23 protein-coding genes and 4 tRNA genes are annotated in these 24,245 nt (G+C 61.5%); 18 read left to right on the forward strand and 9 right to left on the reverse strand.

The window, feature by feature from the left end; all coding sequences use genetic code 11:
• The first annotated feature begins 95 nt into the window (after nucleotides 1–95).
• Nucleotides 96–764, forward strand: coding sequence for a GntR family transcriptional regulator (locus QU481_RS06750; protein ID WP_289829166.1), 669 nt, complete (start codon nucleotides 96–98; stop codon nucleotides 762–764).
• A gap of 65 nt (nucleotides 765–829) precedes the next feature.
• Here the strand turns inward: QU481_RS06750 and QU481_RS06755 are convergent, their stop codons facing one another.
• Entirely contained in the window at nucleotides 830–1,318 is a 489-nt protein-coding gene (locus tag QU481_RS06755; protein ID WP_289829167.1) for a dihydrofolate reductase, read from the reverse strand.
• Complete coding sequence (locus tag QU481_RS06760; RefSeq protein ID WP_289829168.1) at nucleotides 1,315–2,109, reverse strand: thymidylate synthase; 795 nt, start codon at nucleotides 2,107–2,109, stop codon at nucleotides 1,315–1,317. Before QU481_RS06760 ends, QU481_RS06755 begins: the two co-directional genes overlap by 4 nt.
• A 521-nt stretch (nucleotides 2,110–2,630) precedes the next feature.
• Here QU481_RS06760 and flhB point away from each other — a divergent pair.
• The 6 genes from flhB to QU481_RS06790 are packed head-to-tail and all read left to right on the forward strand — an operon-like array spanning nucleotide 2,631 to nucleotide 9,790.
• Nucleotides 2,631–3,797 carry a flagellar biosynthesis protein FlhB gene (gene flhB / locus QU481_RS06765; RefSeq protein WP_289829169.1) on the forward strand — a complete coding sequence of 389 codons (1,167 nt, stop codon included), beginning with the start codon at nucleotides 2,631–2,633 and terminating at the stop codon, nucleotides 3,795–3,797.
• 6 nt (nucleotides 3,798–3,803) lie between these two features.
• The gene (gene flhA / locus QU481_RS06770; RefSeq protein WP_289829170.1) at nucleotides 3,804–5,882 is read left to right on the forward strand and encodes a flagellar biosynthesis protein FlhA; all 2,079 of its coding nucleotides are present in this window, start codon (nucleotides 3,804–3,806) and stop codon (nucleotides 5,880–5,882) included.
• 3 nt (nucleotides 5,883–5,885) lie between these two features.
• Nucleotides 5,886–7,397, forward strand: a complete 1,512-nt coding sequence (flhF, locus tag QU481_RS06775) for a flagellar biosynthesis GTPase FlhF (RefSeq protein WP_289829171.1) — start codon at nucleotides 5,886–5,888, stop codon at nucleotides 7,395–7,397.
• Nucleotides 7,397–8,257, forward strand: a complete 861-nt coding sequence (locus QU481_RS06780) for a MinD/ParA family ATP-binding protein (RefSeq protein ID WP_289829172.1) — start codon at nucleotides 7,397–7,399, stop codon at nucleotides 8,255–8,257. Before flhF ends, QU481_RS06780 begins: the two co-directional genes overlap by 1 nt.
• A 2-nt stretch (nucleotides 8,258–8,259) precedes the next feature.
• A complete protein-coding gene (locus QU481_RS06785) occupies nucleotides 8,260–9,000 on the forward strand; it encodes an RNA polymerase sigma factor FliA (RefSeq protein WP_289829173.1) in 741 nt (246 codons plus the stop codon).
• A 40-nt stretch (nucleotides 9,001–9,040) separates the two neighbouring features.
• Nucleotides 9,041–9,790, forward strand: coding sequence for a flagellar motor protein (locus tag QU481_RS06790; protein ID WP_289829174.1), 750 nt, complete (start codon nucleotides 9,041–9,043; stop codon nucleotides 9,788–9,790).
• A 59-nt stretch (nucleotides 9,791–9,849) separates the two neighbouring features.
• Here QU481_RS06790 and QU481_RS06795 read toward each other — a convergent pair whose 3' ends face one another.
• Nucleotides 9,850–11,268, reverse strand: coding sequence for an exonuclease domain-containing protein (locus tag QU481_RS06795; protein WP_289829175.1), 1,419 nt, complete (start codon nucleotides 11,266–11,268; stop codon nucleotides 9,850–9,852).
• 199 nt (nucleotides 11,269–11,467) lie between these two features.
• On the opposite strand from QU481_RS06795, the gene QU481_RS06800 reads away from it, so the two are divergent.
• The 8 genes from QU481_RS06800 to QU481_RS06835 all read left to right on the forward strand — a co-directional run bounded on the left by QU481_RS06800 (nucleotide 11,468) and on the right by QU481_RS06835 (nucleotide 14,660).
• Nucleotides 11,468–11,544, forward strand: a tRNA-Arg gene (locus QU481_RS06800).
• Between the two features lie 6 nt (nucleotides 11,545–11,550).
• Nucleotides 11,551–11,625, forward strand: a tRNA-Glu gene (locus tag QU481_RS06805).
• A gap of 20 nt (nucleotides 11,626–11,645) precedes the next feature.
• A tRNA-Arg gene (locus tag QU481_RS06810) sits at nucleotides 11,646–11,722 on the forward strand.
• Nucleotides 11,723–11,728: 6 nt separating this feature from the next.
• Nucleotides 11,729–11,803 (forward strand) — tRNA-Glu (locus QU481_RS06815).
• A gap of 421 nt (nucleotides 11,804–12,224) precedes the next feature.
• A complete protein-coding gene (locus QU481_RS06820; RefSeq protein WP_289829176.1) occupies nucleotides 12,225–12,983 on the forward strand; it encodes a carbon-nitrogen hydrolase family protein in 759 nt (252 codons plus the stop codon).
• 24 nt (nucleotides 12,984–13,007) lie between these two features.
• Nucleotides 13,008–13,634 carry a DJ-1/PfpI family protein gene (locus QU481_RS06825; protein WP_289829177.1) on the forward strand — a complete coding sequence of 209 codons (627 nt, stop codon included), beginning with the start codon at nucleotides 13,008–13,010 and terminating at the stop codon, nucleotides 13,632–13,634.
• The gene (locus QU481_RS06830) at nucleotides 13,631–14,140 is read left to right on the forward strand and encodes a GNAT family N-acetyltransferase (protein WP_289829178.1); all 510 of its coding nucleotides are present in this window, start codon (nucleotides 13,631–13,633) and stop codon (nucleotides 14,138–14,140) included. Before QU481_RS06825 ends, QU481_RS06830 begins: the two co-directional genes overlap by 4 nt.
• A gap of 118 nt (nucleotides 14,141–14,258) precedes the next feature.
• The gene (locus QU481_RS06835; protein WP_289829179.1) at nucleotides 14,259–14,660 is read left to right on the forward strand and encodes a GFA family protein; all 402 of its coding nucleotides are present in this window, start codon (nucleotides 14,259–14,261) and stop codon (nucleotides 14,658–14,660) included.
• 47 nt (nucleotides 14,661–14,707) lie between these two features.
• On the opposite strand, the gene thrH is transcribed toward QU481_RS06835, so the two are convergent.
• The 3 genes from thrH to QU481_RS06850 are packed head-to-tail and all read right to left on the reverse strand — an operon-like array spanning nucleotide 14,708 to nucleotide 16,766.
• On the reverse strand, nucleotides 14,708–15,304 hold the full coding sequence (thrH, locus tag QU481_RS06840; protein ID WP_289829180.1) for a bifunctional phosphoserine phosphatase/homoserine phosphotransferase ThrH: 597 nt from the start codon (nucleotides 15,302–15,304) through the stop codon (nucleotides 14,708–14,710).
• A 12-nt stretch (nucleotides 15,305–15,316) separates the two neighbouring features.
• Nucleotides 15,317–15,934 (reverse strand): LysE family translocator, encoded by a 618-nt coding sequence (locus QU481_RS06845; protein WP_289829181.1) that lies wholly within the window; start codon nucleotides 15,932–15,934, stop codon nucleotides 15,317–15,319.
• 52 nt (nucleotides 15,935–15,986) lie between these two features.
• Complete coding sequence (locus QU481_RS06850; protein ID WP_289829182.1) at nucleotides 15,987–16,766, reverse strand: 2OG-Fe dioxygenase family protein; 780 nt, start codon at nucleotides 16,764–16,766, stop codon at nucleotides 15,987–15,989.
• Between the two features lie 144 nt (nucleotides 16,767–16,910).
• Between QU481_RS06850 and QU481_RS06855 the strand changes: the two genes are divergently transcribed.
• The gene (locus tag QU481_RS06855) at nucleotides 16,911–17,813 is read left to right on the forward strand and encodes a LysR substrate-binding domain-containing protein (RefSeq protein WP_289829183.1); all 903 of its coding nucleotides are present in this window, start codon (nucleotides 16,911–16,913) and stop codon (nucleotides 17,811–17,813) included.
• Nucleotides 17,814–18,425: 612 nt separating this feature from the next.
• Here the strand turns inward: QU481_RS06855 and QU481_RS06860 are convergent.
• On the reverse strand, nucleotides 18,426–18,923 hold the full coding sequence (locus tag QU481_RS06860) for a hypothetical protein (protein ID WP_289829184.1): 498 nt from the start codon (nucleotides 18,921–18,923) through the stop codon (nucleotides 18,426–18,428).
• 621 nt (nucleotides 18,924–19,544) lie between these two features.
• Here QU481_RS06860 and ydiK point away from each other — a divergent pair.
• Nucleotides 19,545–20,690: an AI-2E family transporter YdiK gene (ydiK, locus tag QU481_RS06865; protein ID WP_289829185.1), complete on the forward strand. Its 1,146-nt coding sequence runs from the start codon at nucleotides 19,545–19,547 to the stop codon at nucleotides 20,688–20,690.
• A 238-nt stretch (nucleotides 20,691–20,928) separates the two neighbouring features.
• Here the strand turns inward: ydiK and QU481_RS06870 are convergent, their stop codons facing one another.
• Together QU481_RS06870 and QU481_RS06875 are read right to left on the reverse strand one after the other, a co-directional pair.
• Nucleotides 20,929–22,269, reverse strand: a complete 1,341-nt coding sequence (locus QU481_RS06870; protein ID WP_289829186.1) for an ArsB/NhaD family transporter — start codon at nucleotides 22,267–22,269, stop codon at nucleotides 20,929–20,931.
• Between the two features lie 17 nt (nucleotides 22,270–22,286).
• Nucleotides 22,287–23,321, reverse strand: coding sequence for an amino acid ABC transporter substrate-binding protein (locus QU481_RS06875; RefSeq protein ID WP_289829187.1), 1,035 nt, complete (start codon nucleotides 23,319–23,321; stop codon nucleotides 22,287–22,289).
• Nucleotides 23,322–23,950: 629 nt separating this feature from the next.
• On the opposite strand from QU481_RS06875, the gene QU481_RS06880 reads away from it, so the two are divergent.
• On the forward strand, nucleotides 23,951–24,245 hold a 295-nt coding region (locus tag QU481_RS06880; RefSeq protein WP_289828410.1), incomplete at its 3' end, for a helix-turn-helix domain-containing protein.

A 24,245-nucleotide genomic window follows, 5' to 3' on the forward strand; every position in this document is an offset into this window, starting at 1 on the left:
CCAATTGAAGGATTGCCGGACAAGTGACACCCACCGTCCGGCGTTTTTGTTTCTCGCCCCAGCTACCCGCGGGGCTGCATTTCCGGAGTATTCGCATGAGTTTCAAGGCCAACGATTCGCTCACCGAACAGATCGCCCAGTATCTGGGCAAGCAGGTCATCGAGGGGGCAATGAAGCCAGGCGAACGGATCCAAGAACTGCGCATCGCCGCCGAACTGTCCGTCAGTCGCGGCTCGGTCCGCGAGGCCCTGCTGATCCTTCAGCGCCGCCACCTGGTCGAGATCTACCCGCGCCGCGGCGCGGTGGTCGCGAGCATCTCGGCCGCCGACGTCGGCGACTTCTTCGATATCTGGTTCCTGATGCTCGACAAGGTGGTGCGCAACCTCGCCAGCAGCTGGAAGAACGACGATCTGGCCCGCTTCTTCGAGCTGATGACCGAGCTGTCCGAGTGTCAGCGTCGCGACGACCGCCAGGGTTTCTACGAGCACGGCATCGAGTTCCTGCACAATCTCTACCGCTACGCCAACAACCGTTACGTCGAACAGACACTGGAAGACCTGCTGCCACTGACCCAGCGCTGCCTGTATGCAATCTTGCGCGCCGGCAAGAGCCAGCTCGACCGCACCCACGCCTTCCTCGAGGAAGTGCTGAAAACCATCATCGCACGTGACACCCAGCGCCTGAGCGTGATGCTGGACGAGTTCAGCGTCGGCTACAGCCAGCTTGCGCAGGAGTCGGCCGAAGCGCTGGCTGGCAACGCCTGATCACCAAGTTGCACCAATGAAAAACGGGCTGCCCAGGCAGCCCGTTTTGATTCGGCCAACGTCGATTACAAGCGCCGGTATTCTACGAAAGCGTAGACGAGTCCGTCCTCGCGCTGATGCGACTCGCGTCCCGTCTCCTGCCAACGGCTGCGGTCGATCACCGGGAAGAATGCATCGCCCGCCACCGTCAGCCCAACCTCGGTGACCAGCAAGCGGTCTGCACTCTCGATCGCCTGGCCGTACAGCTCGGCCCCGCCGATCACGCAGATTTCCTCCGCATCGCCGGCCAGCGCCAGCGCGGCCCCCAGCGAATGCGCCGGCTCGGCGCCGTCGGCCGCCCAATCGGCATTGCGGGTCACCACAATATTGCGGCGCCCTGGTAGTGGCCGGCCTATCGAGTCCCAGGTCTTGCGCCCCATCACCACCGGCTTGCCCAGTGTCACCGCCTTGAAGTGCTTCAGGTCTTCCGGCAGGTGCCAGGGCAGCGTGTTGTTAATGCCGATGGCACGGTTTTCCGCCATTGCCACCACCAACGTGATCATCGCCTTCGTCATACTGCCACCGCCGCCTTGATATGAGGATGCGGGTCGTACCCTTCCAGCGCGAAGTCGTCGTAGGTGAACGCGAACAGGTCGGTCACAGAGGGGTTCAACTTCATCGTCGGCAGCGGGCGCGGCTCGCGAGACAGCTGTTCACGTGCCTGTGCCAAGTGGTTGCTATACAGGTGGGCATCGCCCAAGGTATGGACGAACTCACCGGGCTTCAGGCCGCACACCTGCGCCACCATCAGGGTCAGCAAGGCGTAGCTGGCGATATTGAACGGCACGCCGAGGAAGATGTCGGCCGAACGCTGGTAGAGCTGACAGGACAGTCTGCCGTCGGCGACATAGAACTGGAACAGCGCATGACACGGTGGCAGCGCCATCTCGTCGACCAGCGCCGGGTTCCACGCCGACACGATCAGGCGGCGGCTGTCCGGGTTCTTCTTGATCATATCGACCACATTGGCAATCTGGTCGATATGGCGACCATCCGGTGCTGGCCAGCTGCGCCACTGGTAGCCGTACACCGGGCCAAGCTCGCCGTTCTCGTCGGCCCACTCGTCCCAGATCGACACGCCGTTTTCCTTCAGGTAGCGGATATTGGTGTCGCCCTTCAAGAACCAGAGCAGCTCGTGAACGATCGATTTGAGATGCAGCTTCTTGGTGGTCACCAATGGAAATCCTGCGGACAGGTCGAAACGCATCTGGTAGCCGAATACCGAACGGGTGCCGGTGCCGGTGCGATCGGACTTGTCATGGCCGTGCTCGAGCACATGCCGCATCAGGTCGAGATAGGGTTTCATTGGCCTCTGTCTTCCGTTCGTCAAACCCGGCGATTGTACCACCCCGGACCTTACCGTCGGCGCCTCACACCCAAGACCCCCAATACACGAATGCCATTAAAAAGAATCGAGCCGAACGTGACCACACAGTCCTGAAGAGCTGCGGCGCCCGCAGCATGTGCAAGCCTCCAACCGCTTACGGCAAGTCCCGAGGACGTCCACGTCCCAACCGAAGCCTCCGGCAATGCAATGTAGATAAAAAGGTATAATCAGTGATTTTACTCAATTTTGATATTTACCCGGTCTCAGCCCTGGGTATTTGATAGATAATGCATTCTTGGTGACTTTGTCGTGAAACAGCGACAAGTCATCATAGTGGCCCCGGCGACGAGGAAAGCCCGGCCACACTTAGGTATGGTGGGCCTTGCAGCCTAGCTTGGCGAATTAAGCAGTACAAGAAACAGCTTCAAGCGCTAGTAGATTTCTCTCGCATAAGATACGATCCGCTTAAAAATAATGGCGCTATTTTTCATTGTTTCATCATGGCGAGCGATTCGGATTTAGAACGGACAGAAGCGGCGTCAGCCAGACGACTGCAACAGGCTCGCGAAGACGGCAACGTGCCGCGCTCACGCGAGCTCTCGACGTTTGCCGTGACGATGACCGGCGTGGCACTGCTGATATTGCTCGGTGGCCGCTTGGCCGACTTCTTGCAACAGCTCGCTCAGCACGCCTTCACCTTCGACCAGGCAACGGTGCGCGACACCGCCACGGCACTTGAACGCTTCAAGGAGGCGATGTTCCAGACGCTCTGGCAAATACTGCCGATCTTCGTCGGTCTTTTGCTGGTAGCGGCGCTGGTGCCTATCCTGATCGGCGGCTGGAACTACTCGCTCAAGCCGGTAATGCCGAAGTTCTCCAAGATCAATCCGTTTACCGGCATCAAGCGGCTGTTTTCGATCAACGCCGCAACCGAGGGTCTGAAGGCGATCCTGAAGAGCATGCTGATCGGCGGTGTGGCCTGCTGGGTGATCTGGAACGAAAGGATGGAACTTGTCGGTCTGGTCAACATGCCGCTGAAAAGTGCACTGGCGAAGCTGATCGACCTGATGAGCCACACCTTTCTGATCGTGTCCGGCGCGATGATCCTGCTGGTGGTGCTGGATGTGCCCTACCAGCTCTGGCAGTACTACAAACAGCTGCGCATGACCAAGGAAGAGGTCAAGCGCGAATACAAGGAGCAGGAAGGCTCGCCCGAAGTAAAGGGCCGCATCCGCCAGTTGCAGCGCGAAGCGGCACGCCGCCGGATGATGCAGGAAGTGCCCAACGCCAACGTGATCGTCACCAACCCGACCCACTATGCCGTCGCCATAAAATATACTGAAGATATGCGTGCGCCCCGGGTTCTCGCCAAGGGCTCACTTAAGGTGGCCGAACGCATCATCGAGATCGGCCGCGAGCATAAGGTCACCGTGATGCGCGTACCCAGCTTCACCCGGGCGCTGTACTTCAACGCCGAGATCGGAGACGAAGTGCCATCGCGGCTGTACTCGGCCGCGGCACAGGTGCTGGCCTACGTTTACCAGCTCAACGTTTACCAGAGCAGCGGCGGCATCGCGCCGGTGTTCCCCGATCAGCTCGACGTACCGACCGATCTCGACCCACAACATAACCAGCCGCCCGAGGCGGACAGCGCAACACGACACTAAGCCGGCATGGACACTATTCTTCTGCAACTGAAACGCTTCAACGTCACCAGCCTGGCCGGCCCAGTCCTGATCATCCTCATCCTGATGATGATGGTACTGCCGCTGCCGCCGATCATGCTCGACATGTTCTTCACCTTCAACATCGCGATGTCGATCATCGTGCTGTTGGTAGGCATCGGCGTGCGTCGTCCTCTCGAGTTCTCGGCCTTCCCGGCGGTGCTCCTGGTCACCACTCTGCTGCGCCTGTCGCTGAACGTGGCGAGCTCGCGGGTAATCCTGCTGGAGGGCCACAGCGGCCCGGACGCGGCCGGCCACGTGATCGAGGCGTTCGCCACCTTCCTGGTCGGCGGCAATATCGCCATCGGCGTGGTAGTGTTCGTGATCCTCACCATCATCAACTTCGTGGTGATCACCAAGGGTGCCGGCCGGATCGCCGAAGTGTCCGCCCGCTTCACCCTCGATGCGATGCCCGGCAAGCAGATGGCGATCGACGCCGACCTGAACGCCGGCCTGATCGGCGAGGACGAGGCGCGCAAGCGCCGCGCCACCATCACCGAAGAAGCCAACTTCTTCGGTGCGATGGACGGTGCGTCCAAGTTCGTCCGTGGCGACGCGATGGCCGGCATCCTGATCATCCTGATCAACATCGTCGGTGGTCTGATCGTCGGCGTGGTCCAGCACGACCTGGGAGTGGCCGACGCGGCACATGCCTACACCCTGCTCACCATCGGTGACGGCCTGGTTGCGCAGATCCCGGCACTGATCATCTCCACCGCCGCCGGCATCGTGGTGTCGCGCGTCGGCACCGAGAAGGACATGTCCGAGCAGCTGGTCGGCCAGCTGTTCATGAACTCGCAGGTGCTTTATATCACCGCCGGCGTGCTCGGCCTGATCGGCCTGATCCCGAGCATGCCGCACGTCGCCTTCCTGACCATCTCGACGCTGCTGGTGGTACTCGGCTACTGGCATTCCAAGCGCAGCCAGCGCCTGGCCTTTGCCGAGCAGACCACCGTCAAGCCGGCATCGATCGAGACGCCAGCCACCGAGGTCAGCTGGAACGACGTGCAGGGGGTTGATGCACTCGGCCTGGAGGTTGGTTACCGGATGATTCCGCTGGTCGACCGCAACCAGGACGGCGAACTGCTGCGCCGCATCCGCGGCATCCGCAAGAAGATTGCTCAGGAACTCGGCTTCCTGGTGCCGCCGGTGCATATCCGCGACAACCTGGAAATCAAGCCGAACGCCTACCGCATCCTGCTCAAGGGTGTGGAGATCGGCACCGGCGAGGCCTTCATCGGCCAGTACCTCGCGATCAACCCAGGCCGCGTCAACGGCGACATCCAAGGCACACCGACCACCGACCCAGCGTTCGGCCTGCCGGCGGTATGGATCGACGCCAGCCGCCGTGACGAAGCACAGATGCTTGGCTACACCGTGGTCGACGCATCGACCGTGGTCGCCACCCACCTTTCCAACCTGTTGCAGCAGCACGCGTCGGAACTCCTGGGCCGCGAAGAGGTGCAGCAGCTGATCGAGCACCAGGCCAAGGAATCGCCGAAGCTGATGGAAGACCTGGTGCCGAAGGTAGTGCCGGTTGGCGTGCTGCAGAAGGTGCTGCAGCGTCTGTTGGCCGACGGTATCCACATCCGGGACGTGCGCAGCATCATCGAGACGCTGGCCGATCATATCGCCGTCACCCAGGACGCCGACGAGTTGACCAGTGCGGTGCGCACCGCGCTGTCGCGCGCCATCGTTCAGCAGCTGTTCCCGGGTGAAACCGAACTGGCGCTGATCACGCTGGAACCGACGCTGGAAAACGTCTTGACGCAGGCGGTGCAATCGCGCGGCGGCGGGCTGGAACCGGGCCTGGCCGAAAACCTGCTCGCCAGCGCAGCACAGCAGGCTGAACAGGTCGAACAGCAGGGCTACAACCCGGTGCTCCTGACGCCGCCGCTGCTGCGGCCGCTGCTGGCGCGCTTCCTGCGCAGGCCGTTGCCGCATCTGAGGGTCATTTCGCACAACGAAATTCCCGACAACAAGACCATCCGCATCATTGGTGTTGTTGGTGGAAGCAAGGAAGCGTAAAGCATGGTGGTAAAGAAATTCTTTGGTAACAGCACCCGCGAGGCGCTGCGTTTGGTTCGCGACGAGCTAGGTGAAGACGCGCTGATTCTTTCCAATCGGCCAGGCAAAGACGGCGGTGTCGAGATCATGGCGATCGCTGACGTCGAGCTGTCGGCAGTGGCCAAGGCCGTACCGAACCCAGTTACCAGCCCGCGTCCACAGTCGGCCACCCACAGCCCGGTGCAGCGCGCAATCGCCCGCACCTACGCCCTGCCGGTTGAGCCGCTCGAGCACAGCGAGCACAGTTGGAACAACCGGCGCCATGACGAGACGGCCAGCGCTGTCACCATGCACAGCTTCGCCCAGCTATCCACCGATGCTGCAACCAAACCACAGCCCCTCGTCGAGCCATCGCCGAGCGAGGGCCTCATGGCCGAGCTGCCGGACGAAGCACCACAGGTCGACGCCAGCTCGGCTCCGATGCTGAAATCGCCACTGACCGAGGTCGACCATACTTGGCTCGACGATGGTCCTCCGATCCCGACTAGCCCGCCGCTGCATCCTGACCTGTCCCAAGTCACCGCCACCGTCAGCAGCGAGATCCGCAGCGTCGGCGACGAGGTCCGCCAGCTACGCAGTCTGCTGCAAAGTCAGCTGGCCGGCTTCGCTTGGTCTGATATGCGAGAACAAGCACCGGAGCGGCTGGAACTGTACCGCCGCCTGCTGTCGTGCGGCTTCTCCGCCGCGCTGATCCGTCAGTTGATCGACAAGCTACCCGAGGCCTACAAGAGCGAGACCGCGCTACAGTGGGCGCGCTCGACGCTGGCGCACAATCTGCGCTGCGGCGACATCGAGGCCGATCTGTTCGAGGCCGGCGGCGTGTTCGCGCTGGTCGGCCCGACCGGGGTGGGCAAAACCACCACCGTCGCCAAACTGGCCGCCCGTGCCACCCTGAAATACGGTGCACAGAACGTTGCGCTGATCACCTCCGACAGCTACCGGATCGGTGCCCAGGACCAGCTGCGCATCTACGGCAAGATCCTTGGTGTGCCGGTACACGCGGTGCAGAGCGGCCAGGACCTGAGCCTCGCGCTGGCTGATCTGTCCGAGCGCCATGTGGTGCTGATCGATACCATGGGTATGAGCCAGCGTGACAGCCGTGTCATCGAGCAGACCGATCTGCTATCCGCGGCGACGAACCGGCCGGTCAACCGCATCCTGCTCTTGGCAGCCAACTCAGACGGTCACACCCTCGACGACGTGGTCAACCATTACCGCGGCAATGGCCTGTTCGGCTGCATCCTGTCCAAGCTCGACGAGGCGGTGCCGCTCGGCTCCTGCCTCGACGTGGTGATCCGTCACCGCCTGCAACTGTTGGCGCTGGCCAACGGCCAGCGGGTCCCGGAAGACTTGCATGCGGCTCAGCCGGCCCCGTTGATCGAGCGCGCTTTTGCGCCACGCCAGGCGCCGTCGCCGTTCGAACTGTTCACAGACGAGCTGCCGATGATGCACGCCGCACAGGCCGGGTTGCTCTGATGTTCGACCAGGCCGAAAGCCTGCGCCGGCTCACCCGCCGCGCCAGCCGTCCCGCTAGTTTCGCCATCGTTGGTGCCGACGGCAGCGGTTGCAGTACGCTGACCGCCGAGCTGGCGATCTCACTGACCCGCAACGGGCAGCGTCCGCTGCTGCTCGACGCTCAGCCCGGCCAAGTGCTGAGCCGCCGGCTGGGCCTGCCCCCCGCCGCCACGCTGTCGGGCCCGACGCGGCGGCCGAGGGCACTGAGCGAATTGATGAGCCAGTCCCCGCACGGCATCACGCTACTCAATCTGTACGCATCGGCTGCTGAACGCGCCGAGCTCAGTGAGCTTGCCTGGCACCGGCTACAGGGAGAATTCCAGCCGCTAGAGCGTGATGCCGACGTGGTGCTGATCAATGCCCCGTCCCCGGCCGACGATCCGATTCCAGCCGGGATTGCCGACAATCTGATCCTGGTGCTCGGCCCGGACACCGAATCGCTGACCCAAGCCTACGCTGAGCTGAAACGGCTGCACGGCTTTGCCGGCCGGCTGTCGGCCAACGTGCTGATCAACCGTTGCGATCATCTCGACGAGGCGCGACTCCTGTTCAACCGGTTAGCCGAAGTGGCCGGCAGTTATCTGCAATTGCCACTGAGGATGGTCGGCTTCGTGCCCTACGACATCAGCGTACCGCGCAGCCAGACGTTGCGCCGGCCGCTGGCCGATGCCTTCCCGCATAGTGAAGCGGCAGAAGCGTACGGCCAGCTCGCTGCACAGCTGCCACACTGGCACACCCCGCCCCCCGGCGGTGCCGATACCGGCTATCTGGAACTTCTGGCCAGCGCCTCGCGCGACTGCACCCTCGCCATCGGATTCTGACCATGTCTGCACTTCTGAAACGCCACGGCTACCAGATCGAACAGCGCTGTGACATCGACGTCACGCTGCACGCGCCGATGGTGCGCAAAATAGCCGGCCTGATGGCCGCACGCCTGCCGTCATCGGTCGACATCAACGACTTGGTGCAGGTCGGCATCATCGGCCTGATCGAGGCCGCAAAGCAGTACGACCCGGCACAAGGCGTGCAATTCGAGACCTTCGCCAGCCAGCGGGTACGTGGCGCGATGCTCGACGAGTTGCGTCGCGAAGACTGGCTGCCACGCCAAGCGCGCCGCCAGGCCCGCCAGATCGAAGAGGCCATCTCCAAGCTCGAACAGCAGCTCGGCCGTGCCCCGCGCGAAACCGAGATCGCCGAGCAGCTAGGCGTGCCGCTTGACGAGTACCAGACCATGCTCGGTGACTGCAAGGGACTGTCACTGCTGCACTTCGAGGACTTCTCAGACGATGAGGGCGAAGGACTGTCCGACGCGCTCGCCAACATCGTCGACACCCGCAGCCCCGACCCGCTTGCCACCCTGTCCGATGCCGGTTTCCGCGGCTCGCTGATTGAGGCAATCGGGGCGCTACCGGAGCGTGACCAGTTGGTGATGAGCCTGTACTACGAACAGGAAATGAACCTCAAGGAAATCGGCGCCGTGCTCGGCGTGTCCGAGTCGCGCGTCAGCCAGCTGCACAGCCAGGCCGTCGTGCGCCTACGCGGCCGCCTTCGTGAATGGATCTGACCCCCCGCCTCCACCCTAGCCCGCAGGAACCCCAGCCACCGTGGATAAAATCAGCTTCATAGCCATCATCGGCGGTCTGACCGCCATCATCGCCGGCCAGGCGCTCGAGGGCGGGCACATCGGCTCGCTGTTGCAGCTGACCGCCTTCCTGATCGTGGTCGGCGGCACGGCCAGCGCGGTCATGTTGCAGTCGACGCCGAAACAGTTCATCGCCGGGATCAAGATGCTGCGCTGGGTGTTCGCGCCGCCGCAGTTTGACCACAATCGCCTGATCCACGACGTGATCAGCTGGAGCCAGACCGCCCGCAAGGGCGGCCTATTGGCGCTGGAGGGCACCGTCGCCGGCCAGAAAGATCCGTTCACCCAGAAGGCGCTGCAGATGCTGGTCGACGGCACCGCACCCGAGGCGCTGCGCTCCACGATGGAGGTGGAAATCACCATGTTCGAGCGTGCCCGCAAGCAGGCGGCGCGCATCTGGGACTCGGCCGGTGGCTACTCGCCCACGATGGGTATCCTGGGCGCCGTGCTCGGCCTGATCCACGTGATGGAAAACCTCACCGAGCCGGCCAAGCTCGGCTCTGGCATTGCGGTGGCGTTCGTCGCCACCGTTTACGGTGTGGGCCTCGCCAACCTGTTCTTCCTGCCGGTGGGACTGAAGCTGCGCCACTTGATCGACGCCGAGATCGCCTGCAAGGAACTGGTCCTCGAGGGCCTGATCGGTATTGCCAACGGCGAGAACCCGCGCCTGATCGAAAGCAAGCTCAAGGGCTTCCTCGCGCTGCACGACTGAGCTCGGACGCCTGCCCGAAACAATTTGGCCGAACCCTAAACGGGGTTCGGCCAAATTGTTTACCAAGCGCCCATGGTGGCTGGCTGCGCCGTCTCCAGCAGCCGCACGCTGGTGTGCTCGAACGGCTTCTTCAGATAGGCGCTGATCAGCTTGTAAGTCTCAAGGTCGAAGCTCGGCGTACCGTCGAGCGCCTCCCCTTCCTCCCCGCGGCTGCCCAGATAGCACCACCGGTCGAACACATGCTCGACCGATTCCCCGGTCACCGGGTCGCTCTCCACCACCGCCACCGCGTTTGGAAATGGCCAGTTCTTCACTTTCAAGCGTGCCAACGCCGCCATCAGCCTGGCGTTGTGCGACTCGACCGGCTCGATGCCGACGCAGGCGCCGCGACAGTGTCCAGCCTGCCTTGCGCAGCAAGGGCTACCCTTCTTCGAGGTGATCGGCTCGATACCGAGCACTGCAGGACACAGCTCATGCGCCCGCACGAGATCCGTGAGCACCTTCTTCGCCTCACGAGGGTTGCGGTATAGGCCGTATAGCGTTTCGACCCTGGAAAAGTCGACATCGCGGGCCGCCACGGTACGAGCCCGCACAAAACCGTCCGCATCGCTCGCCAACTGCAGCGAGCACAACTCCTGGCTCGGCCGCCCCTTCAGATTATGCGACGGCTGCAATTCTCGGATCAGCTGCAGCGCCATCAGCTGCGCGCCGAACTCGCCGACCGTCTCCTGCCAGTCGATGCGCCTCACCGCCTCGGCCAGCGCCCGATCTGCCGGCTCCCCGGCGAAATGCTTCAGCACCGCGCTGCGCAGATTCACCGTTTTGCCGACATAGAGCGGCTGATCGGCCTCGCCGAAGAACAGATACACGCCAGGCACGTCGGGCAGCTGGTCGACCACGTCAGCGTCGATGCCCTCCGGCACCGTCGGCTTGGCCATCAGGTATTCGGCCGCCGCCCGCACCGGAGCCTCGCCCAATTCGCGGCTGGCCGACTGCAGGAAATGGTAGACCGCCTCGGCATCGGCCAGCGCGCGATGGCGTTCGGCCAACTCGATGCCGTGCCGCTCGATCAGGCTGTCGAGGTTGTGCTTGAAATGCTGCGGATAGAGACGACGCGACAGCCTCACCGAGCACAGCACCTCGGTCTGGAAACGCAGGCCAACGCGGCGGAATTCGTTCTTCAGGAAGCCATAATCGAAGCGGGCATTATGTGCGATGAACAGCCGCCCCTCCAGCATCCTCAGGAGCCGTTCGGCCAGCGCCTCGAACGGCGGCGCGTTGGCCACCATCTCATCGCTGATGCCTGTCATGTTGACGATGAACGGCGGAATCGGCTGACCTGGATTGACCAGCGTGGAAAAACGCTCGATCCGCTCGCCGTCGATCAGGATCACGCCGATCTCGGTGATGCGATCTTTGGTGATGTGACCACCGGTGGTTTCCAAATCGACAATCGCGCAAGCTTGCTCAAACAGCATGGAATTTCACTATGCGATGACTCCCGGCCAAGCCGGCAGCCTGATGGAAGAAGGCAACAGGACAATGTCACTGTGACGCATTAAGGCATTGCATACTTCTATTTTATCGACCTGCAAATAAAAAGCCCACCAACGCTTGACAGCCGAAACTTGGCCCTTTATAGTTCGGCCTCTCTTGCAGAACAACGCGAGAAACAGCGCACCCGTAGCTCAGTTGGATAGAGTATCTGGCTACGAACCAGAGGGTCGGGCGTTCGAATCGCTCCGGGTGCGCCACGGTATGTCCCTATAGTTTAGCGGTTAGAACACCGCCCTTTCACGGCGGTAGCCGGGGTTCGATTCCCCGTGGGGACGCCACCGACAATAGCAGTACCAGTGCACCCGTAGCTCAGTTGGATAGAGTATCTGGCTACGAACCAGAGGGTCGGGCGTTCGAATCGCTCCGGGTGCGCCACAATCAGTCCCTATAGTTTAGCGGTTAGAACACCGCCCTTTCACGGCGGTAGCCGGGGTTCGATTCCCCGTGGGGACGCCAGATTCATGCAGCAGGCTTCTGTCTAAGACAGAAGCCTGTTTGCTTTTCCCCCTTCCTCTGTTTTGCTTGGCTCGTCCGGCCTCGACGCGTCCCAGCCCCCCCAAACAGTCTCACCGCACGGCGCCGACAGTTCGTTACCCCCATAGCCCCCGAAGACAGCCAGTAACCGTCCAAACCTGTGTACAGTTCCGTGCGCTCTTTGCAGCTTCCAAGCCGGCGCCCCACCCACTAGTGGCGGCACTAGTCGATCATGCCGTTACGGTCTCGTCACCATACCAGACAGCAATCCATCGCCTGTCCGGACCAAGAAAGACCTGCCCGCTCCTCCATAGTTGCCCCGCTTCCGACTACCGACATCGGGCAGAGCCCATCCGCCGGGCAAGAATCGGTATGATAAGCACTTAACCATCAGGAGTTCTCGATGCCCGCGCTTGTCCTCGCCGCCGCCCAGACCGCTCCGCTCGCCGGCGACCTTTCGACCAATCTGGCCCGCCACCTCGACTTCATCGCCTTGGCCGCCCGTCACGGCGTTACGCTGCTGCAGTTTCCCGAGCTGTCGCTGACCGGGTATGAGCTGGCATTGGCGCGCAATTGCGCGGTGACGCTCGACGATGCACGACTCATACCGTTGGCCGAAGCGGCACAGCGGCACGCGATGACCATCGTCGCCGGTGCACCGCTGCGCCTCGGCGACGACACGCTGCGGCTCGCCGCACTGATCTTCGGCCCGGACGGCGCGATCGGTCATTACGCCAAGCAATACCTGCACCCGGGCGAAGACACGGTGTTCTTGCCGGGAGAAGCCGGCTTGACGCTGACGCTGGACGACGATGCCCGCACCCGTGCGGCGCTGGCGATCTGCGCCGACACAGGCCACCCGGAACACCCTGCGGCAGCGAAACGAAGCGGCGCCGCCGTCTACAGCGCCGGCATGCTGCTGTCGGTCAACGGCTACGCGGCCGATACCCAACAGCTACAGGGCTACGCTCGCGAGCACCGCATGGCAGTGCTGCTGGCCAATTACGGCGCACCGTCCAGCGGCTGGCAGTGTGCCGGTGGCAGTGCGCTGTGGGACGAGAACGGCGAACACATCGCGCACGCTCCGGCGAATGGAGAGGCGCTGTTGATCGCCGAGCGCCGCGCCGACGGCTGGCACGGCCGCAGCATCTCCCTGGACTGAACGGCACGGACAAAGGAGCCTCTTATGCACATTGCCATCCTGACGCTCGACGGTTTCAATGAGCTCGACTCTCTGATCGCGCTCGGCCTGCTCAACCGGGTGAAACGCCCCGGCTGGCGGGTATCGCTGGCCTGCCCAAGCCCCCGAGTCACCTCGATGAACGGTGTGTCGCTGCAGGCACAAGCAACGTTGGCCGACGCGGCCAGCGCCGACGCGGTGCTGGTTGGGAGCGGTATCAAGACCCGCGACTACGCCGCCGATACCGCCTTCCTCGACACGCTCGCGCTCAATTCGAGCCGCCAACTGATCGGCGCCCAGTGCTCGGGCACGCTGCTGCTCGCCCGCCTTGGCTTGCTCGACGGCGTGCCCGCCTGCACCGATCTGATCACCAAGCCTTGGGTCGAGGAAGCCGGTGTGCGCATCGTCGAGCAGCCGCTTTACGCGCGGGGCAATGTCGCCACCGCCGGTGGCTGCCTGGCTTCGGTCTATCTCGCCGCCTGGACGATCGCGCGCCTGGCCGGCATCGATGACGCGGCAGCGGCACTGCACTACGTGGCGCCAGTCGGCGAGAAGGACAGCTACGTCGAACACGCGCTTACCGTGATCGGCCCCTATCTGCCAACCCTACCGCCCCAAGGAGACCGGCGATGAGCGACGCCCTCACCCTGCGCCCGGCCAACACCGCCGACTGGCCGGCGATGTGGACCATCTTCCACGCCGTGATCGCAGGAGGAGACAGCTATGTGTTCGCCCCATCCACCAGCGAGAACGATGCGAGCGCCTACTGGTTCGGGCCCGGCATCGTCAGTTGGGTCGCATTAGAGGGTGAACGAGTCGTCGGCATGTACAAGCTCGTTGCCAATCAGCGCGACCTCGGCAACCATGTTGCCAACGCCTCGTTCATGGTCGACCCGACGGTACATGGCCGCGGCGTCGGCGTCACACTGGGCAAGCATTGTCTGGTAGAGGCCAAGCGTGCCGGCTTCGCCGCGATGCAGTTCAACTTCGTGGTGGCAAGCAACCACGGGGCGGTAAAACTGTGGCAAAAGCTCGGTTTCACCATCGTCGGCACGCTGCCGCGTGCGTTCCGCCATGCCACGCTCGGCCTCGTCGACGCCTACGTGATGTACCGTTTCCTCGACGACATTGCCGACTGAGCGTCGGCGAAAAGCGTCGAGCCGCCGCCGCACAAGGAGCCGGCATCCGTCTCGCACAGATCGCCTATTCGCTGAATGCCATAACGGCCAGAGGTAGAACCATCCTCAGGAGAACCCCATGCAAGGCAGTTGTCTGTGCGGCGAGATCGCCTACGAAATCGACCAGCTCGACTCGGAAATCCAACATTGCGCCTGCCACACCTGTCGCAAGGCCCATTCCGCCGCGTTCAACACGGGGGCGGCGGTAAAACGCGAGCATTTTCGCTGGCTGCGCGGTGAAGCACTGCTCAGTCGCTATGAGTCGTCCCCAGGCAAAACACGCTATTTCTGCTCTCGCTGCGGCACCCAACTGGTGGCCGAGCGTGTCGGAAAGCCGCACTGGATCCTGCGCGTGGCGACGCTGGATGACGATCCTGGCGTCACGCCGGCATACACGATCTGGCAATCGCATGCAGTGCCCTGGTTGGCGCACGGCGACGAACTGCCGGCCTACCCGGAATGGCAGCCGGGTCGCACCTGATGCCAATGCAGGACGCGGGCAGCGGCGACCAGTCATCACCCCCGGGCTCACACCGTTAAACCTACGCCCTGCAGCACATCGAGGTAGTCGTACGCCACCGGCAAGTCGGTGGCGGCAGCGCGGGTTTCAGCCGACGGGCGGAACAGAAAGCCCTGGCTCGCCGCCCGCAGCATCGACAGGTCGTTGAACGCATCGCCCACCGCCAGGGTGCGACAGCCCTGAAACGGCAGCAGCGCCTCCTGTTTGCCTCCGCGGCGCACATAGTGCGGCTGCACGATGTAGCCGGCGGCATCGCACTCGAAGTGATGGCATTGCAGCTCCGGCTCGCCGAGCTTGTGCCACAGCGGCAACACCATTTCGAGAAATGCGTCCGACACCAGCACCAGCCGATACGACTGCTGCAACCGCTCGACGAAGGCGCATGCGCCGGCCATCGGCTCAAGCGTCTCGACCAGCGTCTGCAGGTCGGTCAGTCGGATGCCGTGCTCGCGCAGCAGCCGAATGCGGACCTCCACCAGCCGCGCATAATCGGACACCTCTCGCGTCGTCAGGTTCAGTTCGGACAGGCCGGTCGCGGCCGCGATATGCGGCCACATCTCTGGGACCAGCACGCCCTCGAGGTCGATACAGGCGACGTTGTACATGGTCCTTCTCCCTCAATGTCCCATCGGCGCCAACGCAAGCGCCACACCCAGCCCCACCAGCACCGTCCCGATGCCACGGTTCAGCAATTGCTGGCCACGGAGCATCGTGTTGCGCAGACGATTGTGCGAGAAGAACAGCGCGACCAGCGTAAACCAGGCCCAGTGCGCAAATGACATGAACAGGCCGTAACCGATCTGGGTAAAAACCGGCGTGTCCACATGTACCACCTGGGTGTAGGTACTGACCACGAATAGCGTGGTCTTGGGGTTGAGCGCATTGGTCAAGAAACCGGTACGCAGCGCAGCGAAGTCGGAAATCGGCTCGCCGCCAGAAAGATCGACGTCCACCTGACTGCGTGCGACAAAGGTCTTGTAGCCGATGTAAACCAGATAGGCGGCGCCTATAAACTTGATCGCATTGAACAACAGCGGCGCTTTGGCGATCAGCAGGCCCACCCCGAGCATGGTATAGCTGACATGCACCTGCACCCCGAGCGCGATGCCAAGCGCAGCCAAGAGGCCAGCCTTGCGGCCATAGAGATAGCTGTTGCGCGTCACCATGGCGAAGTCGGCCCCCGGGCTGATGACGGCGAGGATAGTGATGACTGAAACGGCGATCAGTTCGTTCATGGCGGAAATCCTCTGTAGACAGCCGCGGCCGGCAAGGCCACGGCGCATCGGGTCAGTCGCGGCGGCGGAAGGTAATCACCAACACATCGCGGTGTGCCTCGTGAGCCGGGTCGAGCCGCACGATCGGCGTGACGCCGTGATAGATCTGCTCGTCGTCGACGATGGCGAGATCGAGCGGCTCGGTCAGCGTAAACTGGTCGAGTCGTTGCTTGTTCAGGTCGTAGATCGTGGTGGCACCGTTGACCACGTTGTGGCGTTTCACCATCAGCATCATCACGAAATTGACGCCATCGCGGTGCACGCCCTCCGGGGTCGGCCGGCCTTCCATGCCGCGCCCGGCTTCGATGCGAAACTGGTGCACTTCGATATGCCAAGCGGCGTCGGGCCGCAGTTTGCCGAACAGCGTGCAACCGAGATTCAGCAAAGTGGTCAGCGTTGCACCATGCTGGATCCCATCCTCGATCGGTAGGTAATGGCGCGCGACGCCGCCGTTGAGCGGGTTATAGTCGAGGGTCTGATAGTGTGGCTGGTGCGACTCGAGCTGCGCGTAGTGCGCAGAAGGGGCTGCGCTAAACGTCGCGTGACGGCGCTGCCGATACCGGCCGCCGTCGGCCATGTAGCCGTCTTCGGCCAGCCGCTCCCAACTCCGCTGGAAGGTGCCGAACTCGGCCAGTGCGGCGGGGCTCAACTGCATCAGCAATGTGGCCACCTGGGCCGCCGGCACGAAGCAAAATGCCTGGTGGGCAAGCTGCCGGCCCAACACATCGAGCGCGGTGTGCTGATCGTGGAGCGGTGCCAACTGGTGGTCGGCTTGCTCAAGGACTGCATCCATCCCTGTTTCTCCTCTGTGTGCAATTTCATCGCTGGTCAAGACGGCCGAAGAACAACCTGGCCGCGACACACCAATTTTCGTTGCATTGCCACCTAAGGAAAAACGATTTATGCTAAACGAATTATGTGAGGAAAAATCACATATATGGTCCGTCTGCCCCCCCTCAACAATCTGCGCGTGTTCGAAGCCGCCGCGCGCCACCAAAGCTTCGTCAAGGCTGCAGCCGAACTGCACGTCACCCACGGCGCAGTCAGCCGCCAGATCGCCCAGCTTGAGGAACAGCTCGGCGTGATACTGTTCGAACGGCGCAACCGGGCGGTGTTCCTGACTCGCGAGGGCCTGCAGTTGCAGGAAGCCTGCGCCCCGGCGCTGGCCAGCTTGGCCGAAGCCGTCGAGCGGCTACGCCACCCGCCCGCTGATGCGCCGCTGGTAGTGTCGTGCGAGCCGACCATCGCGATGCGCTGGCTGATCCCGCGCTTGGGACGCTTCCAGCAACGCCATCCGGCCATCCCCATCCACCTATTTGCCGCAGGCGGTGCGCTCGATTTCGCCACCAGCCGGATCGACCTGGCGCTGCGTCGCGACGATTTCCCACGCGACACCACGCTCTATAGCGCCCCGCTTGGGCGCGAGTGGGTCGGCCCTGTGTGCTCAGCCACGCTGGCCGAACGGCTCGCCAAAGGCAGCGCCCCGGTGCGATTGCATACGCAAAGCCGCCCCGATGCCTGGACGCGCTGGCAGCAGCTGAGCGCACAGCATCTCGCCTGGGGCGGGGAACAGCGCTTCGAGCACTTCTACCTATGCCTGCAGGCGGCCGGAGCCGGCCTCGGTCTCGCGATCGGCTCGCTGTACATGGCGGTGGACGAACTGGCCGACGGCCGACTGGTCGCCCCCTTCGGATTCGTACCGGACGGCTCGCGTTATCTGTTGCTGTCACCAAGCCCGATCGATGCCGACCCGCGCCGGGTCGCCCTGCGTGACTGGTTGATTGAGGAATTCGACGCCAGCGCCGTCGCGCTGCAGGCCGGAGCATGCGACAACGCCTGAGCCCACTCGAGCAACCTTAACAAGTAGTCAGGGGTCGCTCAGTTAGGCTCTGCGATGATGGCGAAATAGCCAGACACCATCGGCTCGATCTTCAACGACACAAAGATTTGCGTGCCTCCACATCATGCAGACCAGAGACGCCACATCGAGGCGCGTAACCGCAGTGGCAAGAGCTAATTGGTCTGTCGCGCCGCCGCAGGCAGTACAAGTGGTACGGCAAGACAGCGCAACAACGCCGGGAGGATTTTGTTAGCGGCTCGTATCTGGCAAGCGAGCCAGCTCGTCATGGACCGGCATCCTGTCGGCACTGTCCAGGCCTGGCGAGGACTGATGACAGCCCTCGCCCACCCAAGGCCCCTAGAACCAGTTCACGATCTCGCGAACGAAGGGTCAGCCAAGGAGAAATGGCGCGAAAAAAGTGCACTTATTGAGTAGATACTAACCTTTCAGCTTGTAGCGTCATTTTGACCAGCTTTACAACGTGTACAAAATCAGCATGTTACAAAACACTGGAAGTGACATTACTAGTGAAAACCTTAGTAAGCATGTTGAGCGTCATTTCAACGCAGGATCACCCGAGTACAGCAGATCGTGAACAGGTTCTTACACCGCTCAGCTGACGCCTGCCTTATACGCTGTGTTATCCCACTTGCCATGGCACAGATCGCCGGTCGGCACGTTTTCCTCGATCTGGATCGTAGTGTTATCTTCGAACAGGATTTCCGAATAGCCGCGATGGCGCAGGCACGCCGTCACCGCGTCCTTCTTGAATGCCTGCTTCGGAAACGCCCCACAGCTGCGCAGCCACTTGGAGGGCTGCATCTTGTTGCCGTCCATCTTGTAGATCTGTCCCCCTCTCACCTCGCACAGCACATTCGTCGTAGTGGCGGCCGGAACGGCAGGCATCACTGCAGTCGGAACAGTCGTGGTAGTCGCCGCTTTAGGGGGAGTAGACGCCGCCTCTTGCTGAGTGGATTTCTTATAACTCAGGGAACGGGCCATATCACCGTCCAGCAGCGCATCGGCCAATGCCGGCACGACAAACAGGCAGAACAACACGCCCCCCAACAGCCTTCTCTTGTCCATATGGCTTCCCCCTTCCTCGCTCATCCACAAACCATTCTGGGTATCGAATATCGGCCACACCTTGTCAAAGCTACTTTGATGGGCAGCGGAATGGTTTCCCAAGCGACAGTGCAAAAGCATTGAAAGTCACTCACGGTGACTTCCCCCATCCAACTCAGCGTATCGCAGCACCCAAGCACCATAGGACCATGGTCCGATGGCGTCCAGCCTCTGTAACGCTACATTAGAAAAGCGACTCATCATGTTCCGACCAGACATCGTCGCAGAGATTGGTAACACCTGACCGCAACCCGAACAGCGTTCCACCCTGGCACGGCAGAGGGAGGACAAGGCCGGGAGAGAACGCATAGTGTTAGGTGGTATCGATCGTGAACAAGGCACCAAACCAGAAGCGACCCGCAGCATTCAAACGTCCTGCCAGAATCGCGCCGAGCCTTCTCAATTTGGTCCTTGACCAGCGTAAGGGTCGATGCCCAGACGCTGCCTATAGCCACATCCAAATCAGCAAATGGCTCAAACAGCGTAGCCCGCATTATCCAAGCCTAGAATGGCCACGCTTTCCGACGTTACACGAAGCTTTTGCGTCTTTCAGGCTGAACAGGACGACCCAGCCCCAGCATCCACGGCCTTGCCAGAGGTAGCCACATGAACGGCAGCCCCGTCCCCTCCGATACGCGCCCACCAAAGGACACGGAGGCACGCCGTGGCTCTGACCTGGCGCGCATCGTACTCGCAGTCGGCACACTGTTGCTGCTAATTGGCGGCAGCCTGTATGTCCTACGTCCATTTGTGCCTGCGATCATCTGGGGCGGCATGATCGTCGTCTCGACCTGGCCGGCTTTGCTCGCACTTCAGCATCGCCTGCACGAGCGTCGTGGACTCGCAGTGCTGATCATGTTGCTGATGCAGATCGTGGTAATCATCGTTCCGATCTATCTCGCCGTCGCAACGTTTGTCGAAAATGCGGCCGATGTCAGGGTGTTCGTCCAAGGCCTGCCCACATACGCTCTCCCATCGCCCCCCCATTGGCTGGCGGGGGTACCTGTGGTCGGTTCGCGTCTGACACACCAATGGCAGCTCTTGGCAGACGCCGGACCAGGCGGCGTACTGGCAAGGGTCCAGCCATATGCAGCCATGGTTACACGCTGGTTACTCACGCAAATCAGCCTTTTAGGCCTCTTCATGTTGCAACTGCTCCTCATGGTGATTGTGTGCGGCCTTCTCTATGCAAAGGGCGAAGTCGCCGCTCACTTGGTGATCGGCCTCGCCCAACGCGTCGCCCCCCAAAACGGGGCAGAAATCATCCACCTAGCTGGCCAAGCAATTCGGGCAATCGCACTGGGTGTCGTTGTGACTGCCGTTGTGCAAGCGTCGCTCGGCGCCTTCGGCATTTTGGTCGCAGGCATCCCCTATGCCGGCATTCTGAGTGCACTTTTATTTGTCGTGTGCCTGCTACAGATTGGCCCGCTCATACCACTGCTCGGCTGCGTGGCATGGCTGTTCATGAATGGTTCGCAATTCGCGGCGGTCCTGCTGCTTGTCTGGTCCATCGGAGTCGGCATGGTGGACAATATCCTGCGTCCAATCCTGATACGTCGCGCTATCGAGCTACCACTGGCGCTCATTCTTTCCGGCGTACTCGGCGGCCTGCTTACGATTGGCGTGGTTGGCTTGTTCATCGGACCAGTCATTCTCGCGGTCACATACCACCTATTACTGGCCTGGATCGAACCAGCAGCGCCATCTACTACCGTGGCGGCAGATAAAACAGAGCGCCAAGAGCGTGACTAAGCGATGCCTACGTTCACATGACGCATCAGACATGCAAATTGCACGTTCCCTAAGCAACTGAAAGCTGCAAGGCAACTGAACTTGGTTGCGTTCAGTACACCAAGCTATCCGCCGACTCCAAGACCTAGGTCGAAGCGTCATCCACTATTCGGTAGGGCGTTTGGCGGCCTTCAATGCCGATTAGCCCAAAGCGCCTGTTCTATACCTGTTAACAAACTGGGATCAGGCTATCGATCCCCTAGCGCATGATGTGGGTAAGCACAAGCACGTACAATGCAGAAGCCGTCAACTGGCAGAGCGTGACCGGTAACCCGAAACGCAAAAACCTCATAAATGTGACCGGCATGCCTTGGCGCGCGCAGATCCCAGCCGTAACAATGTTGGCGGACGCACCGATGAGCGTGGCATTGCCACCGAGCGTGGCGCCGAACATCATCGCAACGAACACCGGAATCGAAACAGCTGGCCACTGGATGAAGTGCGATGACATCGCTGTTTCAGGCACCACCTGGGCCGCCACCAGATAGCCCTTGACCATCACGATGGAGGCGGCCGCCACGGGAACATTAGCCAGCAGGCTCGACAGCACACCAATGCCCGCGATCATCGCCAGCGCAACCAGCGTAAGCCCGCCGCCAAAAATCTGATAAAGACTGAGCGCCAATAACTGAAGCAGTCCGGTCTTGATGATTGCCTGAACAAGGCAAAAAATGCTGGCCAGAAATATCAGGGTCTTCCAGTCGACGTCGCGCAGCACATTCTCGGTCGGCTCAATTCGGACCTCATAGGCAATCAGTAGCGCAAGTGCACTCGCGATCACCGCAACGGCCGGGGGGACGATGCGCGTTGGCAAGTCCTCACCAAAGATAAAGAGCATCACCATCAATACGAGCACCGCAAGAGCGAGGCCTGCATAAATCGGCCGTTCGATGCGTCTTTTCCTAGTCGGTGGCGGCAAGGTTCGCCGCAGCTGCCACACCTGCGGCATTAACCAAGGCAGCAACGGCACGATGATCGTCATCGCCAGGACAGCACCAAGGCTCACCCGTTGCAGATAGGTGCCAAAGCTCATGCCAATCGAACTGCCGACGAGAAATGTTGCCGGGTCACCAACCAGCGTGAGCAGCCCAGCGGAGTTGCTCACGATCGCCGTCAAAATCATGGGGCCGACAAAATCCGTCTCGAGCGCGAGAGCGACCCGTATGATGATGGGCGCAAGCAGGATGACCGTGGTGGCATTGGGCAAGAAGGCACACAAAGGCGCGACAATAGCGATTAGCAAGAGCAAAAAGCGCCTACCGCTGCCTCCCGTAGCGTGCAAATAAATGTCGCCCAGCAGCTCGAAAATGCCGGTGGTCGCGAGGATGCGTGCCACCACCATGCCACCGAACAGCAAGCTGAGGGTTCCTGCCGCGTTGCGAAATCCACTCGCAATGTCCTGATCGTCCAGAATGCCTAGAGCGATCAGGATACAGACGCCGGTCAGCGCAGCGACGGCCATATCGATCACATTGAAGGCAATAGCAAGGATCACCACCGCAAATACGATTAATACGATGGAAATTTGCAGCTCGCTCATAGGCCGGCTCTCCTCATCTACCGAACAGACGGCGCATACATCAATCCACCCTGTATCCAGGGGCGATTGAGCCCGCGTTCGAGTTGGAGTGGACTGCGTGATCCGAGATTGCGGTCGAACATCTCACCGTAGTTGCCTACGGCCTGCACGGCGCGCACCTCCCATCCGGGAGACACATCAAGGCTGCGGCTGACCTCGCCATCGGCGACGAGCGCCTGCTGAACGGCGGCCTCCTTCAGACGCTGTGCAAGATTCGCGCGGGTAACACTCAGTTCTTCAGCATTCAATAGGGAAAACAGCACCCAACGGACGAGCACAAGCCAGTTCTGATCGTCCCCCCGCACGACCGGTCCAAGCGCCTCTTTCGAAATACGCTCAGGCAGAATCGCCCAGGCTTGCGCCCCCCCCGGCGCCCGCAGACGCGCCGCCGCCAGTTGTGACGCATCGCTCGTCCAGGCACGACAACGGCCCGAGAAAAAAGCCGCATTTACCGCTGCTGCCGAGTCGAACACGAGCGGTCGCAGGTTCAAACGCTTCTCCGCCGAATACACAAGCAAATGATCTTGGCTCGACGTACCCTTCTGGACACAGACGGTCGCATCCTTCAGATCAGCCATCATGCGTGGCGTGCTCCCCGCGCGCACCATGAATGCCTGGCCGTCATAGAAAAGCACTCCCACAAACTGCACCCCAAGCGTGCTTTCGCGCAACAAGGTCCAGCTGGTATTGCGGGCCAAGAGATCGACCATATGGTTTTCCAAAGCGGGGAAACGTTCCGATGCCCTGAGCGGGACGAAGGTGACCCGCTCAGGACTGCCAAGGGCGGCAGCCGCTACCGCTCGGCAAAAATCCGCGTCGATCCCCTGCCACCTGCCGGATAGGTCCCGCGCAGAAAACCCCGTGATGCCTTCGCTGACGCCACAGCGCAGGACGCCCCTAGCCCTAGCTTGGGCAAGCGTTTCGCTGTCAGCCGCTTGTGCTCGCCCCGCCGCGCCGATCAACAGCAGGCTCGTTAGCAGAACTCGCCAGACGATGCGACCACGCGACGCCATGACTTTCCCCCATGTACTTGCGCACTTTGGATGGGCTACCCGAAATAATTATGGGTGCGGGGCAAGTACTTAGCCATGGGATTTTCTTCACAGACACGAGGAAAGGGGCTACGTCAGTCCAGGCTAATGTCTCCCGCTTGAGCAGTCTGGGTCACTAAACGAACCATGGAGTCTCGACTTCCGCATAAACACAATCACCACGGCAAGCCCCATCGAAGCTAAGCATGACAGCGAGGCTGAAAGACACCCGGATATCCCAGATGCGTCACTATACTGGCTAGTGAGTGACGGAATGAATGAAGCGCGGACTCTCACATTAAAGGAAGGCGGTGCCCATTTGGCTCACGCCTTCAGGTGGCAGCGCCCATAGCGTCTTGCGGCAAGTAATACGAGGGTGTTGCCGATTGTGCAGGTGCACAATCGGACCAAAAACCTATGCTCAGGCCCTTGAGTCCGTTATTGAGCCGGTGCAGAACTGCGCCAGACATGCAGCAGCTCGGATGCAAGGTACACCGACGCAGACACTGGAAAATTAAAAGGTAAGGAAGCGCAACGCTGCAGCAGGATTTGGTTAGCGGCTCTTACTAACCTTTTAGAAAGTAATGCCATTTCATGTGATAATTTTCTTCATGAAATGCAAACGAAACTCTGACGCCCGCGGGATTGACCACCACACCCTCCAGGTCATGCGCCAGCAAGCCGTCAAGGCGATTCGAGAGGGCCAATCGGTGCAAAGCGTAGCAGCCGCCTACGGTGTCAACCCGCGCACGGTGTTTCGCTGGTTAGCAGACTTTGCCAATGGCGGCCAAAACGCCCTGCTGGCCAAGCCGATCCCGGGGCGTCCACCGAAGGTGACGGCCGATGAGATGAGCTGGCTGGCCAAGGCGGTGAAAGACAATACGCCGCAGCAGTTCAAGTTCGAGT

The organism is Crenobacter oryzisoli, assembly GCF_030385785.1.
GTDB classification, from domain to species: Bacteria; Pseudomonadota; Gammaproteobacteria; order Burkholderiales; family Chromobacteriaceae; genus Crenobacter_A; species Crenobacter_A oryzisoli.

What these genes read in the sequence shown, in the direction of transcription:
- QU481_RS06750 (WP_289829166.1), top strand. Translation starts at nt 96, where the DNA reads ATGAGTTTCAAGGCCAACGATTCGCTCACCGAACAGATCGCCCAGTAT.
- QU481_RS06755 (WP_289829167.1), bottom strand. Translation starts at nt 1,318, where the DNA reads ATGACGAAGGCGATGATCACGTTGGTGGTGGCAATGGCGGAAAACCGT.
- QU481_RS06760 (WP_289829168.1), bottom strand. Translation starts at nt 2,109, where the DNA reads ATGAAACCCTATCTCGACCTGATGCGGCATGTGCTCGAGCACGGCCAT.
- flhB (WP_289829169.1), top strand. Translation starts at nt 2,631, where the DNA reads ATGGCGAGCGATTCGGATTTAGAACGGACAGAAGCGGCGTCAGCCAGA.
- flhA (WP_289829170.1), top strand. Translation starts at nt 3,804, where the DNA reads ATGGACACTATTCTTCTGCAACTGAAACGCTTCAACGTCACCAGCCTG.
- flhF (WP_289829171.1), top strand. Translation starts at nt 5,886, where the DNA reads ATGGTGGTAAAGAAATTCTTTGGTAACAGCACCCGCGAGGCGCTGCGT.
- QU481_RS06780 (WP_289829172.1), top strand. Translation starts at nt 7,397, where the DNA reads ATGTTCGACCAGGCCGAAAGCCTGCGCCGGCTCACCCGCCGCGCCAGC.
- QU481_RS06785 (WP_289829173.1), top strand. Translation starts at nt 8,260, where the DNA reads ATGTCTGCACTTCTGAAACGCCACGGCTACCAGATCGAACAGCGCTGT.
- QU481_RS06795 (WP_289829175.1), bottom strand. Translation starts at nt 11,268, where the DNA reads ATGCTGTTTGAGCAAGCTTGCGCGATTGTCGATTTGGAAACCACCGGT.
- QU481_RS06820 (WP_289829176.1), top strand. Translation starts at nt 12,225, where the DNA reads ATGCCCGCGCTTGTCCTCGCCGCCGCCCAGACCGCTCCGCTCGCCGGC.
- QU481_RS06825 (WP_289829177.1), top strand. Translation starts at nt 13,008, where the DNA reads ATGCACATTGCCATCCTGACGCTCGACGGTTTCAATGAGCTCGACTCT.
- QU481_RS06830 (WP_289829178.1), top strand. Translation starts at nt 13,631, where the DNA reads ATGAGCGACGCCCTCACCCTGCGCCCGGCCAACACCGCCGACTGGCCG.
- QU481_RS06835 (WP_289829179.1), top strand. Translation starts at nt 14,259, where the DNA reads ATGCAAGGCAGTTGTCTGTGCGGCGAGATCGCCTACGAAATCGACCAG.
- thrH (WP_289829180.1), bottom strand. Translation starts at nt 15,304, where the DNA reads ATGTACAACGTCGCCTGTATCGACCTCGAGGGCGTGCTGGTCCCAGAG.
- QU481_RS06845 (WP_289829181.1), bottom strand. Translation starts at nt 15,934, where the DNA reads ATGAACGAACTGATCGCCGTTTCAGTCATCACTATCCTCGCCGTCATC.
- QU481_RS06850 (WP_289829182.1), bottom strand. Translation starts at nt 16,766, where the DNA reads ATGGATGCAGTCCTTGAGCAAGCCGACCACCAGTTGGCACCGCTCCAC.
- QU481_RS06855 (WP_289829183.1), top strand. Translation starts at nt 16,911, where the DNA reads ATGGTCCGTCTGCCCCCCCTCAACAATCTGCGCGTGTTCGAAGCCGCC.
- QU481_RS06860 (WP_289829184.1), bottom strand. Translation starts at nt 18,923, where the DNA reads ATGAGCGAGGAAGGGGGAAGCCATATGGACAAGAGAAGGCTGTTGGGG.
- ydiK (WP_289829185.1), top strand. Translation starts at nt 19,545, where the DNA reads ATGAACGGCAGCCCCGTCCCCTCCGATACGCGCCCACCAAAGGACACG.
- QU481_RS06870 (WP_289829186.1), bottom strand. Translation starts at nt 22,269, where the DNA reads ATGAGCGAGCTGCAAATTTCCATCGTATTAATCGTATTTGCGGTGGTG.
- QU481_RS06875 (WP_289829187.1), bottom strand. Translation starts at nt 23,321, where the DNA reads ATGGCGTCGCGTGGTCGCATCGTCTGGCGAGTTCTGCTAACGAGCCTG.